Below are 14,930 nucleotides of genomic sequence, written 5' to 3'. Positions count from 1 at the left end.
CCCCTCCTTCTTCGCCGCCCTCGCACGCTCCGCGGCTTCGGGACGGCCGCGCCGGCCTCCGGCCGCCGTGCCCGGCCCACCACCCGCATCGCACACCCACCCATGAGGAGCCGCCCCATGTCCACACTGGTCCGCCCCCATCACGGCCGGATGATCGCCGGAGTATGCGCCGGGCTCGCCGACCGGTTCGGCACCTCGGCGACGACGATGCGCGTCATCTTCCTGCTGTCCTGCCTGCTGCCCGGCCCGCAGTTCCTGCTCTACATCGCGCTGTGGATCATGCTGCCGGCGGAGCGGGGCTACGCCGTCTGACCCCGCACACACGAACGGGCCGCACCCCGTGCCGGGGGCGGCCCGTTCGTGTGCGAACGGTCAGTGGCCCAGCGGCAGGCCGGAGAGGGGGAGCTGTCCGAGGGGGAGCGCGCCGGTGGGGAGGCCGCCCAGGAGGGTGCTCAAGCCGCGGGGGGCGTCCATCACGCCGGGGACGACGTTGGTGGTCTTCGTGGGCAGCGACTGCGAGACCTGGTCCAGCGGAAGGGCCTTGGCGATACCGGCCGCCGGCACGGCCGCCGGAAGCGCCGGAAGCGTCGGAAGGGCGGCCTGGGCGGGCGCGGCGCAGGCCGTGCCGGCCGCGGCACCGGCGAAGGCGATGCCGAGCGCGGCGGCACCGAGGGTCTTGACGGTTCCGGTCTTCATGATGGCGGTCCTCGCGATGGGGGATGGTGCGTGCGACGTCACGCGATGACAGGACGTAATCGCGGGAACCCGGAACGTATCGATCACCGCCCGCCCGGCGCAACCGGACGCGCGGGGCCGCCGCCCGCCGCGATCCCCGCGCGGCGCGGCCGGCCCCCGCCCTCGTACCGTCCCCGGCACCGCCCCTGTTACGCCCCGGCGTCGCCGGATCCGCTGGCCACGGGGGGTGTCGACGCCGTCTGCCGGAACAGCCACTCGGCCTTGAGCTCGGAGTAGCCCGGCTTGATCACGTCGTTGATCATCGCGAGTCGTTCGTCGAAAGGGATGAACGCCGATTTCATCGCGTTGACGGTGAACCACTGCAGGTCGTCCAGGCCGTAGCCGAACGCCTCGACCAGCCGCTCGCATTCCTGGCTCATGCTCGTGCCGCTCATCAGCCGGTTGTCGGTGTTGATGGTGACCCGGAAGTGCAGCCTGCGCAGCAGCCCGATGGGGTGCTCGGCGTACGAGGCGGCGGCGCCGGTCTGCAGGTTGGACGTCGGGCACATCTCCAGCGGTACGCGCTTGTCGCGCACGTACGAGGCGAGGCGGCCGAGCTTGACCGAGCCGTCGTCGGCGACATGGATGTCGTCGATGATGCGGACGCCGTGGCCGAGCCGGTCGGCGCCGCACCACTGGAGGGCCTGCCAGATGGAGGGCAGACCGAAGGCCTCACCGGCGTGGATGGTGAAGTGGTTGTTCTCGCGCTTGAGGTACTCGAAGGCGTCGAGGTGCCGGGTGGGCGGGAAGCCCGCCTCGGCCCCGGCGATGTCGAAGCCGACGACGCCCAGATCGCGGTAGTGGTTGGCGAGTTCGGCGATCTCCTGGGAGCGGGCGGCGTGCCGCATGGCGGTGAGCAGGGCGCCGACGCGGATGCGGCGGCCGTCCTGGCGGGCGCGCCGCTCGCCTTCGCGGAAGCCCTCGTTGACCGCCTCGACGACCTCTTCGAGGCTGAGACCGCGCTCGACGTGCAGCTCGGGCGCGTAACGGACCTCGGCGTAGACGACACCGTCGGCCGCGAGGTCCTCCGCGCACTCGGCGGCGACCCGCACCAGCGCCTCGCGGGTCTGCATGACGCCGACGGTGTGCGAGAAGGTCTCCAGATACCGTTCCAGCGAACCGGAGTCGGCGGCCTCCCGGAACCACGCGCCGAGCCGGCCGGGATCGCTCTCGGGCAGGTCCTCGTAGCCCGCCTCGCGGGCGAGGTCGACGACGGTCCCCGGGCGGACGCCACCGTCGAGATGGTCGTGCAGCAGCACCTTCGGGGCACGGCGGATCTGATCCGCGTCCGGGAGGCTGAGGCGTGAGCTCGTCATTACCGCACGATAGCGCCTGAGCACCCTACGCGCGTAGACATAGCGGATACGACGTGCCGATGCCGAATATTGACCTGCTCGTCAGTTCGTGCACACCTCAATGTCTGCCATGGTTCTGCCATGGCTTCGCAAGCTTTGCCTGTGCGTGGTGCGCGGTTGGGCAGACAGATAACTCCGGGACTCGTTCCGGCAGGACTGGTACCGGCGGCACGGCGGGAGACGTACGAAACCGTGCGCGCCGCCGTGCTGTTGCTGCCGGGGGGCAACGCCCTGAGTACCCGTCGGCGGTCGCCGCTGTCCGTCGCGGCGATGCTGCCGCTGGGCCGCCGGCTGATCCGGGCGGCGCGTGACGAGGGGTTGGCGGCCCATGTGCTGCACTACCGCTTCCGGGGCTGGAACGGCGGTCACGCGCACCCCGCCGAGGACGCCTCGTGGGCCGTGGACGAGATGGTCCGCCGCTACGGCGACATACCGGTGTGCCTGGTCGGCATGGACATGGGGGCACGGGCCGCGCTGCGGGCGGCGGGCCATCCGGCGGTCTGCTCCGTGGTCGCCATCGCCCCCTGGCTGCCGGCCGGCGCCGAACCGGACCCGGTCAAGCAGTTGATCGGGCGTCAGGTGCTCTTCGTGCACGGCACCAACGACCTGGAGACCGACCCCGACCTGTCGTACCGGCTGGCCGAGCGCGCCAAGAAGGTCAACCGTGACGTGTGCCGTTTCGAGGTGCACTCCGACGGCCACCCGCTGCACGAGCACCGCTCCGAAGTCGCCGCCCTGACCGCCGACTTCGCCCTCGGCACGCTCTTCGGACGGGCGCTGGCCCGGCCCGTGGCCGACGCGCTGGCGGCGCCACCGCCGCTGGGGCTCAAGATGCCGCTCGCCGCGGGCTTCGGCACCCACGCGTACTCCTGAGCCGCGGGGCGCCGGCGGCCGGGCGCCGCCCCGGCAGGAGGCGCCCGGAGCCGTGCCGTGTCCGGGCGTCAGCGCGGGGAAGCCATACAACTGCCCATGTTCTCCCCGCCGTTTGACGGAGAAAACTGTCCTGTTCCGGTCCGGCCGATACCCCGGGACGCGGGCACGGGAAGCCCCTAAGGCCCCAGAAGCTGACCCCGGCGGCCGAGCAGGAACTTCTTGAAGGCCGCGACCGGCGGCGTGTCCGGATGCCCGCCCAGCCAGGCGACGCCGATCTCGCGGGCCGCGCGGGGGGCGGTGACCGTCAGCTCGGCCACCCCCGGCCTGGGCACGGTCGGTGGCGGCAGCAGGGCCACGCCGAGCCCGGCCGCGACCAGCCCGCGCAGCGTCTCGGCCTCCTCGCCCTCGAAGGCCACCCTCGGGGTGAAGCCCGCCTCCGCGCAGAGGGCGTCGGTGATCCGGCGCAGCCCGTAACCCGGTTCGAGGGTCACGAAGAGGTCGTCGGCGGCCTCGGCGAGCCGTACCCGCTTGCGGCCCGCCAGCCGGTGCCCCTCCGGGACGACCAGCCGCAGCCGCTGCTCGTCGAGGCGCCGGGTCACCAGGTCCGGGGCGTCCGGCACCGGCGAGGTCAGGCACAGGTCCAGCTCCCCGGCGCGCAGCAGCCGCAGCATCGCCTCGCCGTAGTTCTGGACCAGGGTGAACTGCACACGCGGATGGTCCGCGCGAAAGGCCCGCAGCAGCCCCGGCACGGTCTCCGTACCCAGCGTGTGCAGAAAGCCGAAGGCGACCCGGCCGCCGTGCGGATCCGCCTCGGCCCGCACCGCTTCGGCGGACCGCTCCACCTCGGCGAGCGCCCGCTCGACGGAGGCCAGGAAGCCGCGCCCGGCCGGGGTCAGCGACACGGTGCGGCCCTGCCGGGCGAACAGCGTGACACCCAGATCGAGTTCGAGCCGGACCATGGCCCGGCTCAGGGTCGACTGCGGCATACCGAGCTGCTGCGCGGCGCGCGTCACATGCTCATGGCGGGCGACCGCGGCGAACTGCGCCAGCCGGGGGGCCAGCAGCGTCGCCCAGGACTCGGGCTCCAGCTCCGCGGCAGTGGCCGGGATGACATTACTGTCACCGTTACGTGACAACGATCTCGCTGACCTTTGCTCATGCGCCATAGGAACGATTATCGATGATCTGTGCATTGGACGCATAAAACGCCCCGTCCTAGTTTTGACGTATGCCTTCCGCCGATACAGGGGCGTCCGCCGTGGTCCGCGCGGGCGCCGCCGCACCGTCCCTCCTCCCGCCCCAGCCCAGGCTGAGCCCCGGTGAAGCCGGCTACCGCCGCGCCCTGTACGCGCTCTTCGCCGCCGGCCTCGCCACCTTCGCCCTGCTCTACTCCACGCAGGCGCTGCTCCCGGCGATCTCCGCCGGCCTCTCCCTCACCCCAGCCCAGGCCAGCCTCACCGTCTCCGCCACCACCGGCGCGCTCGCGCTCGCGCTGCTGCCGATGAGCGCGCTGAGCGAGAAGTACGGGCGTACGGCGGTCATGACGGCATCGGTCTTCAGCGCCTCGGCACTCGCTCTGGCCATCCCCTTCGCGCCGAACCTGACCTGGCTGGTCGTACTGCGCACCGTCCAGGGCGTCGCCCTCGCCGGGCTGCCCGCCACCGGTATGGCCTACCTCGCCGAAGAGGTCCACCCCAAGGCCGTCGCCTCCGCCATCGGGCTCTACGTGGCCGGCAACAGCATCGGCGGCATGCTCTCCCGCGTCCTCACCGGCGTCGTCGCCCAGTACGCGGGCTGGCGCCCGGCCCTCCTGGCGGTCGGCCTGATGTCCGTCATCTGCGCCGTCGCCTTCCGGCTGCTGGTGCCCGCCGCCCGGCACTTCCGCCCCGGCCCGGTCAACCCCGCCGCCCTGTGGCACACGGTCACCGGCCACCTGGGGAACCCCCTGCTGCGGCGCCTCTACGTCATCGGAATGCTGTTCATGGCCGTCTTCGGCGCCGTCTACACGGTGCTCGGCTACCGGCTCGTCGAGGAGCCCTTCTCCCTCTCCCAGACCGCGATCGGCCTGATCTTCCTGGTCTACCTGGTCGGCACGGCCGCCTCCGCGGGCTCCGGCGTCCTGCTGGCCCGGCTCGGACGCCGGGGCGCCCTGTACATCGGCGTCTCCCTGGCCGCCTGCGGCCTGCTGCTCACCCTCTCCGACTCCCTGGCGCTCGTCCTGGCCGGCCTGGTACTCATCACCGGCGGCTTCTTCACCGGCCACGCCATCGCCTCCGGCGCGGTGAGCCGGACGGCCACCACCGGCCGCGCCCAGGCCTCCGCGCTCTACCTGACCGCCTACTACGCCGGCAACAGCCTCGGCGGCACCTTCGGCGCCTCCGCCTACCACTCCGCCGGCTGGCCCGGCACGGTAGCGCTGTCCCTGGCAGCGGTGGTCGGCGTAGCCTGCGTCACCCTCTGGGGCACCCGGCAAGCAGTCGTAGCCGCCCGCACCGCCCACGCATGAACGCCCCCGGGGCACCCCGCCCACCCGAAGACCACTCCGGCGGCCCGGACCCGATCCCCCATGCCGAGCTCGCACCACTCCGCGGGCCGCGCCCGGCCGCGCCGGACTCCGTCCGCCGCCCGGGGCACCCCACCCACCCACAGACCGCCCCGGCGGCCCGGTCGGGGGCCGCCGGGGTAGCAGGGGTCAGCTGACCGGGAAGTCCCCCGTGTCGATCGTGAGGTCGAAGGGGTCCGGCAGATGGATTTCCTCCCCGAACTTGCCGGCCCTGAGCACTCGGTAGACGTCCCCCTTGGGCTCGCCGTACAGCGTGACGGTCGGGCCTCCGGGAGCCCAGCTGTCGATCAGCAGGTACAGCGGCACACCGGCCTGCGCGTAACCCGCAGCCTTGCTGATCCGGTCATGGCTCGCATTGGACTTCGAGGTGATCTCGACGACCAGCTCAGCGGCTCCCGCCGCGACATACGGCGCCCGCTCAGCGCGCAGCAATAGCTTGGGGGCGACCGCCAGATCGGGAATGTAAAGACCACTGCGGGATGGAACGGCAGCTCCGAGCGTCTGATAGATGCCCCACTCGTCGGGGATAACGCCGTACAAGCGTCGCTGTACGCTGTCCGCGATGTCATTGTGCAGGCTGTCGGGCGGTGGCGCCACGGTGACGATCCCCTCGATGATCTCCACCTTGGAGCCCTCCGGCCAGTCCATCCCTTCCCAGAGACGGACGAGCTCGTCCCAGCAGTTGCCGTTCTCCGGCTCATGCTCAACGGTGAGTGCGCTCATGGTGTGCCCCTCTTCCGGTACGTCACCGATCCCAGCATGACGAACGGGACCGGTGGGCGTCCACCGGTCCCGTTCACCCGAACGAGGGACCGGATTGTCGGTGTGCGGCGTCAGCAGCGGCTGGCCGGCGGTGACGGTCTCGCCCGCCTCGGCATGGATCTCGATGCCGGCGTTGGCCTCGACGGGGTCCTCCTCGGGGGCGCGCCCGGCGCCCGGCGCCCGGCGCCCGGCGCCCGGCCGCCAGGAGGAGACGCCGACGGCGTACGCGTCCAGGCCGGTGAGGACGCCGGAGAGGGTGTCCAACGATGGCGACCGAGTTGCAGCCCGCGGAACCGGCCCGCGGCGAGAGCTGCCGGAGGCAGAACCGCCCGGTGGTCCTCCCGCTCGATCGCACCCGTGCAGAAACGCCTCATCGCCTTCGGGATACGGCCGGTGAATCCAGCCTCGGGGCGCCTGCAGCGTGGCCCCGGGTGCACGGATTCAGGCGCGGAACCTCGCATCAGGTCAAGAGGTCGTCGAACTCGCCGGCCTTGATGCCGCGTATGAAGGCGGACAGCTTTTCCGGGGTGGTGCTGACGACCGTCTCGGGGTCGTCGCTCTCTCGGATGAGTATCACTTCGGCAGCTACGGCTATCTCGACACAGGCGTTGCCCTCCGAGGAGTACGAGGACTTCTGCCAGCGGATTGAGGACATGTTCGTGCGCCTTCAGAGTTGTTGAGCGATGCGATGGACGAGGTCTCTGGACTTGCCGACTTCAAGGGCCAGCGTCTCCACACGATCAAGAAGGTCGCGGTAGTTGGCCAGATGCGTCTGCGCATCCAGGAACTCCGAGGTGTGGACGGTGTCTACCTGCACAGTGTCCAGCCCGGGTACGGCTCCGGACGCGTGGAACACCGAGTTGCCTGCACCGGGGAATCCGCCTGCGGCGAAGGGGATGACCCGCAGGCTCACGTTGGGGCGTTCCGACTGGTCGAGCAGATGCCGGAGTTGCTTGTGGGCGACCGCGGTGCCTCCGAACTGCATATGCAGGGCGGCTTCGTGCACGACCACGCGGTAGGGCGGTGCGGCGTCCCCGTCGAGGATCGCCTGGCGCCTGCTTCGGTGGGCGACCCGGGCCTCGATCTGGCTGGGCGGGAGGAGTGGCATGCCGTGCTCGAAGACGGCCCGGGCATGAGCGGCGGTCTGGAGAAGACCTGGCATGTGGGTGGTCAGGAAGCAGCGCATTGCCAGCGCGTAGTGCTCCAGTTCTGCGAGGTCCAGGAGGGCCGAGGGCAGGATGCCCCGGTAACTCTCCCACCAGCCCGGCTTGCGGCGTCCGGTCATTGCGGCGAGGGCATTGATGAACTCGGTGTCCGCACAGCCGTAGAGGGCAGCGAGCGTGCGTAGCCGCTCCTCACTCACGCCGAAGCGTGCCAGCTCCATATTCGTGATGCGTGGTCGGTCCGCGCCCAGCAGCTCAGAGGCTTCTTGAATGCTCAACCCGGCATGCTCGCGCATCTTTCGAAGCTCTGCACCCAGCCGCTTCTGACGAAGCGTCGGGACGCTCTTAGGTGGCATGCGGCCTTCCTCCCGGATCGCCTGTCAGTCTGACGGGCACACTCCCGAGCAGTCCACTCACTACACAAGTGTCATGAACTAGTGGCACAGAGCCGTCGAGTCGAGCTACATTCAGTAATGCATCAATCGCTCAGTGCGACGATCGGAAAGTGCACTGCTCCGCCATGGTGTGGCAGAGCAGCGAGCCATCGCGTCGTTTCGCCTCTCGCCAATTCGCCAACGCGCAACGGAGCTTCGCCATGAACGACGCCAATCGGCCCGAACAACCCGACCCGCCCGAGGCGTTCCGCTTCCCCCACTCGCGCACACTCTTCATGCCCTCCGTGGCCATCGCACCCAAGATCTGCCGGGACTTCGTCACCGGCGTGCTGGCACTGCTGGGCTTCGCGCACCTCACCGACGCCGCCGCGATCTGCACATCGGAGCTGGTCACCAACGTCCACCAGTACGCCGACGGCCTCGTGCACCTCCAGTTCACCGCCGAGGCGGACCGGGTGCGGATCTCCGTCTACGACGGCAGTACGGACCTGCCTACCGCCAGGCGTCCCGCCCCGGAGGAGGTACGCGGCCGGGGGCTCGGGATCGTACGGGCGCTGGCGGACGGGTGCGGGGTGACCGACGACAAGCTCGGGATCCTCGCCAAGGGCATCTGGTTCGAGCTGGATACCGTGCGGGCGGCGGCGTGATGGGCGAGGCGCTGAGCGCGCTCGGCTGCGGCGCCGGGCTCGGCGCGGTCCTGCTCGCGCTCATGGCGGCGTGCGAGCGGGCCGGGAGACCGGCCGCAGCAGCGGAGGCCGGGGACGCGGGCGGTGACCCGGCGATGTACGTGTGCCGCTGCGCGCGGCGACCGGTGCTTGTGATGCCGCTCCGCGCGCGGCCGGTGTCAGACCTGACTGCGGGCATCGGCGCATGACCGCATACGACGAGAAGGACGGACCCGCCTGTCGGAAGAGCGGGGCCACCGGCCCGCAGCCGAGGACGAAACGGGAAGGCCTGGATCGTTGGGGGCACCCCCGGCCGAAGGCTGGGGGAGGGCGGGGGTCCTGGACGCTTGCGCATATTTGTGCGCATCCTCCCGGAGGCACCGGACCGGCTCCGGAAACTGTTCGGCGCAGCGGAAGAGGCCCGGCGGGTGTCCGCCGGGCCTCTTCCCTCGCGCGCGGGGAACCTCGGGTCAGGCGATACGGTCCAGCACGATCGGCTTCGCCGAGTACGCCGTGCCCGCCGGGGAGATCTCCACGCCGCCCTCAAGCGCGGCCAGGGCGTAGTCGAACTTCTCCGGGGTGTCGGTGTGCAGCGTCAGCAGCGGCTGCCCGGCGGTGACGGTCTCGCCCGGCTTGGCGTGGATCTCGATGCCGGCGCCGGCCTGGACCGGGTCCTCCTTGCGGGCGCGCCCGGCGCCCAGCCGCCAGGCGGAGACGCCGACGGCGTACGCGTCCAGGCCGGTGAGCACGCCGGAGGCGGAAGCCGTGACGACGTGCTGTTCGCGTGCCACCGGCAGGGTCGCGTCCGGGTCGCCGCCCTGAGCGGCGATCATGCGGCGCCAGACGTCCATCGCGGAACCGTCGGCCAGGGCCTTGGCCGGGTCGGCGTCCTTGAGGCCGGCCGCGTCGAGCATCTCGCGGGCCAGGGCGATGGTCAGCTCGACGACGTCGGCCGGGCCGCCGCCCGCCAGTACCTCGACGGACTCGCGGACCTCAAGGGCGTTGCCGGCGGTGAGGCCCAGCGGGGTGGACATGTCGGTGAGGAGGGCGACCGTCCGCACCCCGTGGTCGGTGCCGAGGCCGACCATGGTGGAGGCGAGCTCGCGGGCGTCCGCCAGGTTCTTCATGAAGGCGCCCGAGCCGACCTTGACGTCCAGGACCAGCGAGCCGGTCCCCTCGGCGATCTTCTTGGACATGATGGACGAGGCGATCAGCGGGATGGCCTCGACGGTGGCGGTGACGTCGCGCAGCGCGTACAGCTTCTTGTCGGCCGGGGCGAGCCCGTCGCCCGCCGCGCAGATGACGGCGCCGGTGTCGCGCAGTACCTGGAGCATCTCCTCGTTGGACAGCAGGGCGCGCCAGCCGGGGATGGACTCCAGCTTGTCCAGGGTGCCGCCGGTGTGGCCGAGGCCGCGTCCGGAGAGCTGGGGCACCGCAGCGCCGCAGGCGGCGACGACCGGGGCGAGCGGGAGGGTGATCTTGTCGCCGACGCCGCCGGTGGAGTGCTTGTCGGCGGTGGGGCGCGGCAGGGAGGAGAAGTCCATCCGCTCGCCGGAGGCGATCATCGCGGCGGTCCAGCGGGCGATCTCGGCCCGGTCCATGCCGTTGATGAGGATGGCCATGGCCAGGGCCGACATCTGCTCGTCGGCGACCTCACCACGGGTGTAGGCGTCGATGACCCAGTCGATCTGCTCGTCGCTCAGACGGCCGCGGTCCCGCTTCGTACGGATGACAGAGATAGCGTCGGTAGCCATAGTTAGTTAAGTTCCTAACGATTGATCAGGTCTTCGGGTCCGAACGCGTCCGGCAGGACGTCCCGCATCGTGCGGACACCGTCGGCCATGTCGACGAGCAGTTCGGGACCGCCGTGTTCCCACAGCAGCTGGCGGCAGCGGCCGCACGGCATCAGCAGGCTGCCCGCGCGGTCGACGCAGGTGAAGGCCACCAGCCGGCCGCCGCCCGTGGCGTGGAGGGTGGAGACCAGCCCGCACTCGGCGCACAGTCCGAGCCCGTAGCTGGCGTTCTCCACATTGCAGGCCGTGATGACGCGTCCGTCGTCGACCAGCGCCGCGACGCCGACGGGGAAGCGGGAGTAGGGGGCGTAGGCCCGGGACATGGCGTCCCGGGCCCGCGTCCGCAGGTCCTCCCAGTCGATTCCGGCGTCCCGACCGGGAGTGGTGCTCACTTGCCCTGGCCCTTCCGGTAGCGCATACCGTCAGCCTTGGGCATCCGCAGGCGTTGTGCCGACAGGGAGAGCACCAGCAGAGTGACGACGTACGGCGTGGCGCCGACGAAGTCGTCGGGAACCTCGTCGGTGGTCAGGTACCAGACCAGGATCAGCGCGGCCATGCCGGCGCTGACCAGGCCCTGGACGGTGGCCTTCTTCCACAGCTTCCAGGCCGCCAGGAGGACCAGCAGCACCACGAGCAGGAGCAGCAGTGCGTGGACGGTGGGACCGCCGTTGCGCAGCTGCAGCGCGTCGGAGTAGCCGAAGAGTCCGGCGCCGGTGGCCAGGCCGCCGACCCGCCAGTTGCCGAAGATCATCGCGGCGAGGCCGATGTAGCCGCGGCCGCCGGTCTGGCCTTCGAGGTAGATGTGCGAGGGGACCATCGCCAGGAAGGCGCCGCCGAGTCCGGCGAGGCCGCCGGAGACGATCACGGCGATGTACTTGTAGAGGTAGACGTTGACGCCCAGCGACTCGGCGGCGACCGGGTTCTCACCGCAGGAGCGCAGCCGCAGACCGAACGAGGTCTTCCACAGCACGAAGAAGCTGCCGACGAAGAGCACCGCGGCCAGGATGGTCAGCACCGACAGGTCGGTGAACAGGCCGCCGAGGATCCCGGCGACGTCGGAGACCAGGAACCAGCCGTGCCCTTCCACGCTGTGCAGCCAGTCCGCCAGTCCCGGCACGGTGACCGTCGGCAGACTGTCGACCGGTGGGGACTGCTTGGGGTTGCCGCCCTTGACCGCCGCCTCACCGGTGTTGAACCACAGCTTGGCGAGGTACTGGGTGGCGCCGAGCGCCAGGATGTTGATGGCCACACCGGAGACGATGTGGTCGACGCCGAAGGTGACGGTGGCGACCGCGTGGAGCAGACCGCCGACCATGCCGCCGAGGATGCCGGTGAGGACACCGATCCAGGGGCTGGTCTGCCAGCCGGCCCAGGCACCGAAGAAGCTGCCGAGGATCATCATGCCTTCGAGGCCGATGTTGACCACGCCGGACCGCTCGGACCACAGACCGGCCAGACCGGCCAGACCGATCGGCACGGCGAGGCCGAGCGCGGCACTGATCTGGCCCTCGGCGGTGAGCTGGTCCTGGCCGGTGATGATCCGTACGGCCGAGACGAGGGCGAGCGCGCCGGCGATGATCAGCACGATCATCGCGGGGGACAGCCGGCGCTTGCCGGCCTTGGCGGCCCTGGGCGCCGCAGGCGGCGGGGTCTTGGTCATCGTGGCAGTCACGCCGTCACCTCCTGCTTGGTCCTGGCCTGGGCGGCGAGCTCCTCGCCGACCTTCTGCTGCTGGCGCTTGAGTCCGTAACGGCGGACGACCTCGTAGGCGATGACGACGCTCAGGACGATGACGCCCTGCATGACGCCGACGATCTCCTTGTCGTAGTCCTCGAACTCCAGCTGGGTGGAGGTGCGCTCCAGGAACGCCCACAGCAGTGCGGCGAGCCCGACACCGACCGGGTTGTTGCGGCCGAGCAGCGCCACGGAGATGCCCACGAAGCCGACGCCGGCCGGGAACTCGGTGCCGAACTTGTGCGCGTCGTTGAGCAGCGTCGGCATGCCGATCAGGCCGGCCATGGCGCCGGAGATCAGCATGCTGGTGATCACCATGCGCTTGACGCTGACGCCGCTGGCCTCGGCGGCCGACTCGGACTGGCCGACGGCCCGCAGGTCGAACCCGAAGCGGGTGCGGCCGAGCACGAACCAGTAGGCGACACCGAGCAGGACGGCGATGACGATGAAGCCGTAGATCTGCCCGTTCAGCTCGCCCATGTCGAAGTTGAAGAGGTGGCCGGAGGCGGGCAGCGGCTCGGTGGAGACCTGGGTCTTGGCCGAGTCCAGGTGCCCGAGCCGGCCGGGCTGGAGCAGATAGCCGATGACCGAGGTGGCGATCGCGTTGAGCATGATCGTGGCGATCACCTCGCTGACGCCGCGGGTGGTCTTCAGTACGCCCGCGATGCCCGCCCACATGCCGCCGACCAGCATCGCGACGACGATGATCAGCGGGATCTGCAGAAAGCTCGGGAGGCTGACGGCGCCGCCGACGGCCGCCGCGAAGAAGGCGCCCATCCGGTACTGGCCGTCGACGCCGATGTTGAACAGGTTCATCCGGAAGCCGATGGCGACCGCGAGACCGGCGATGTAGTACGTCGTCGCCTTGTCGAGGATGTAGACCTGGCTGTCGCTCTTGAGGCCGTACTCGAACATGATGCTGAACGCCTGGAAGGGCTGCTTGCCGGTGGCGAGCAGCACCAGGGCGGTGACCACGAACGAGACCGCGATGGCGAGCGCGGGGGCGGCGATGGCGAGGAGCAGCCGCTCCTTGTCGATTTTCTTCATCGGTCCTCTCCCCCTTCGTGATGCTCCAGGTGACCGGAGGCGGCACCGGTCATCGCGGAGCCCAGTTCCTCGGGGGTGATGGTGGCGGGGTCGGCGTCGGCGACCAGGCGGCCGCGGTACATGACGCGCAGGGTGTCGGACAGGCCGATCAGCTCGTCGAGGTCGGCGGAGATCAGCAGGACGGCCAGTCCCTCGCGGCGGGCCTCGCGGATCTGGTCCCAGATCTGCGCCTGCGCGCCGACGTCCACGCCCCGGGTGGGGTGCGCGGCGATCAGCAGCTTGGGCAGATGGCTCATCTCACGGCCGACGATCAGCTTCTGCTGGTTGCCGCCGGAGAGCGAGGCCGCGGTGACCTCGATGCCCGGGGTCCGGACGTCGTACTCGCGCACGATGCGTTCGGTGTCGCGGCGGGCGGCGGCCGGGTCGAGGAGCGCGCCCTTGCTGTTGGGGCGTTCGGTGACATGGCCGAGGATCCGGTTCTCCCACAGCGGGGCCTCCAGCAGCAGGCCGTGCCGGTGGCGGTCCTCGGGGATGTAGCCGATGCCGTCCTCGCGCCGCTTGCGCGTCGGGACGTGCGTGATGTCGTCCTCGCCGAGGGAGATGCGGCCCGCGTCCGTCGGGAGCATGCCCATGATGGCCTCGACCAGTTCGGCCTGGCCGTTGCCCTCCACTCCGGCGATGCCCAGCACCTCGCCCTTGTGGATGGTCAGCGAGATCTGGTCCAGGACGATGCGCTCGATGCCCTCCAGGTCGATCTCGGACAGGTGCAGCCCCTCGACGCGCAGCATCGGCACATCGGTGACCGTGGACTCGCGGGTCTCCGGCGAGGGCAGTTCGCTGCCGACCATCAGCTCGGCGAGCTGCTTGGTCGTGGTGTTCCGGGGGTCGGCGGAGCCGACGGTGGTGCCGCGCCGGATGACGGTGATCTCGTCGGCGACCGACAGGACCTCGCCCAGCTTGTGCGAGATGAAGATGACCGTCAGGCCCTCGGCCTTGAGACCGCGCAGGTTGTCGAAGAGAGCGTCGACCTCCTGCGGGACCAGGACCGCGGTCGGCTCGTCCAGGATCAGCGTACGGGCGCCCCGGTAGAGGACCTTGAGGATCTCCACGCGCTGCCGGTCGGCGACACCGAGGTCCTCGACCAGGGCGTCGGGACGCACGCCGAGGCTGTACGCGTCGGAGATCTCGCGGATCCTGGCGCGGGCCCTGCCGCCGATGCCGTGCAGCTTCTCGCTGCCCAGCACGACGTTCTCCAGGACGGTGAGGTTGTCGGCGAGCATGAAGTGCTGGTGCACCATGCCGATGCCGCGGGCGATGGCGTCGCCGGGGTCGTGGAAGGTGGCCTGCTCGCCGTCGATGGTGATGGTGCCCTCGTCCGGCTTCTGCATGCCGTAGAGGATCTTCATCAGGGTCGACTTGCCGGCCCCGTTCTCGCCGATGAGGGCGTGTACGGTGCCACGGCGCACCGTGATGTCGATGTCGTGGTTGGCCACGACTCCGGGGAATCGTTTGGTAATGCCGCGGAGTTCCACGGCATTCGGACTGGACGCTTTGATGGCGCACTCTCCTCGCGGGAAAAGAGCGGGGGGTCGCTGCTCAGGGGCGGGGGGAAGGGGGCGGGGCGAACGTATCGCGAGGACCGAACTCTACGCGCGTAGCGCCGTTAGATCCATAGCTGGGTGTGGCCGAGACCGGAAATTAACCCGCCCCAACCTAACCCGGAGACCTGACCGGCCGGACCTGACCACCAGGCATGACCGGCGGACACGGGCGAGGCCCGGTGGGGCGGAGTCTGAGCTCCACCCCACCGAGCCTCGGCAAGCCGATCCGTCGTGCGGGCCTGGT

At 70.5% G+C, this 14,930-nt stretch carries 15 protein-coding genes; 4 read left to right on the top strand and 11 right to left on the bottom strand.

Annotated features, from left to right (window positions below):
- Positions 1-117 precede the first annotated feature (117 nt).
- Complete coding sequence (locus RWE79_RS24255; protein WP_475942164.1) at positions 118-312, top strand: PspC domain-containing protein; 195 nt, start codon at positions 118-120, stop codon at positions 310-312.
- Positions 313-372: 60 nt separating this feature from the next.
- Here RWE79_RS24255 and RWE79_RS24250 read toward each other — a convergent pair whose 3' ends face one another.
- Complete coding sequence (locus RWE79_RS24250; RefSeq protein ID WP_475942163.1) at positions 373-696, bottom strand: hypothetical protein; 324 nt, start codon at positions 694-696, stop codon at positions 373-375.
- A 188-nt stretch (positions 697-884) separates the two neighbouring features.
- Positions 885-2,051: an adenosine deaminase gene (locus RWE79_RS24245; protein WP_475942162.1), complete on the bottom strand. Its 1,167-nt coding sequence runs from the start codon at positions 2,049-2,051 to the stop codon at positions 885-887.
- A gap of 120 nt (positions 2,052-2,171) precedes the next feature.
- Here RWE79_RS24245 and RWE79_RS24240 point away from each other — a divergent pair, with 120 nt between their 5' ends.
- The gene (locus RWE79_RS24240; RefSeq protein ID WP_475942161.1) at positions 2,172-2,963 is read left to right on the top strand and encodes an alpha/beta hydrolase; all 792 of its coding nucleotides are present in this window, start codon (positions 2,172-2,174) and stop codon (positions 2,961-2,963) included.
- A gap of 176 nt (positions 2,964-3,139) precedes the next feature.
- Here RWE79_RS24240 and RWE79_RS24235 read toward each other — a convergent pair whose 3' ends face one another.
- Entirely contained in the window at positions 3,140-4,129 is a 990-nt protein-coding gene (locus RWE79_RS24235; protein WP_475942160.1) for a LysR family transcriptional regulator, read from the bottom strand.
- 62 nt (positions 4,130-4,191) lie between these two features.
- Here RWE79_RS24235 and RWE79_RS24230 point away from each other — a divergent pair, with 62 nt between their 5' ends.
- Positions 4,192-5,469: an MFS transporter gene (locus RWE79_RS24230; protein ID WP_475942159.1), complete on the top strand. Its 1,278-nt coding sequence runs from the start codon at positions 4,192-4,194 to the stop codon at positions 5,467-5,469.
- Between the two features lie 186 nt (positions 5,470-5,655).
- Here the strand turns inward: RWE79_RS24230 and RWE79_RS24225 are convergent, their stop codons facing one another.
- From RWE79_RS24225 to RWE79_RS24215, 3 genes are all read right to left on the bottom strand, one after another.
- Positions 5,656-6,552, bottom strand: coding sequence for a Uma2 family endonuclease (locus tag RWE79_RS24225; RefSeq protein ID WP_475942158.1), 897 nt, complete (start codon positions 6,550-6,552; stop codon positions 5,656-5,658).
- 196 nt (positions 6,553-6,748) lie between these two features.
- Entirely contained in the window at positions 6,749-6,943 is a 195-nt protein-coding gene (locus RWE79_RS24220) for a DUF397 domain-containing protein (protein WP_475942157.1), read from the bottom strand.
- A gap of 12 nt (positions 6,944-6,955) precedes the next feature.
- A complete protein-coding gene (locus RWE79_RS24215) occupies positions 6,956-7,807 on the bottom strand; it encodes a helix-turn-helix domain-containing protein (protein ID WP_475942156.1) in 852 nt (283 codons plus the stop codon).
- 239 nt (positions 7,808-8,046) lie between these two features.
- On the opposite strand from RWE79_RS24215, the gene RWE79_RS24210 reads away from it, so the two are divergent.
- Complete coding sequence (locus RWE79_RS24210) at positions 8,047-8,493, top strand: ATP-binding protein (protein ID WP_475942155.1); 447 nt, start codon at positions 8,047-8,049, stop codon at positions 8,491-8,493.
- Positions 8,494-8,981: 488 nt separating this feature from the next.
- On the opposite strand, the gene RWE79_RS24205 is transcribed toward RWE79_RS24210, so the two are convergent.
- The 5 genes from RWE79_RS24205 to RWE79_RS24185 are packed head-to-tail and all read right to left on the bottom strand — an operon-like array spanning position 8,982 to position 14,641.
- The gene (locus tag RWE79_RS24205) at positions 8,982-10,265 is read right to left on the bottom strand and encodes a thymidine phosphorylase (protein ID WP_475942154.1); all 1,284 of its coding nucleotides are present in this window, start codon (positions 10,263-10,265) and stop codon (positions 8,982-8,984) included.
- Between the two features lie 14 nt (positions 10,266-10,279).
- The gene (locus RWE79_RS24200) at positions 10,280-10,696 is read right to left on the bottom strand and encodes a cytidine deaminase (RefSeq protein ID WP_475942153.1); all 417 of its coding nucleotides are present in this window, start codon (positions 10,694-10,696) and stop codon (positions 10,280-10,282) included.
- Positions 10,693-11,976 carry an ABC transporter permease gene (locus RWE79_RS24195; RefSeq protein WP_475942152.1) on the bottom strand — a complete coding sequence of 428 codons (1,284 nt, stop codon included), beginning with the start codon at positions 11,974-11,976 and terminating at the stop codon, positions 10,693-10,695. The genes RWE79_RS24200 and RWE79_RS24195 overlap by 4 nt, the downstream gene beginning before the upstream one ends.
- On the bottom strand, positions 11,973-13,085 hold the full coding sequence (locus RWE79_RS24190; RefSeq protein ID WP_475942151.1) for an ABC transporter permease: 1,113 nt from the start codon (positions 13,083-13,085) through the stop codon (positions 11,973-11,975). The genes RWE79_RS24195 and RWE79_RS24190 overlap by 4 nt, the downstream gene beginning before the upstream one ends.
- A complete protein-coding gene (locus tag RWE79_RS24185) occupies positions 13,082-14,641 on the bottom strand; it encodes an ABC transporter ATP-binding protein (protein ID WP_475946062.1) in 1,560 nt (519 codons plus the stop codon). Before RWE79_RS24185 ends, RWE79_RS24190 begins: the two co-directional genes overlap by 4 nt.
- Between the last annotated feature and the right edge of the window lie 289 nt (positions 14,642-14,930).

This window comes from Streptomyces sp. RLA131 (assembly GCF_056270125.1).
The sequence above is the reverse complement of the archived record's forward strand: the minus strand, read 5'-3'. Positions and strand labels throughout refer to the sequence as shown.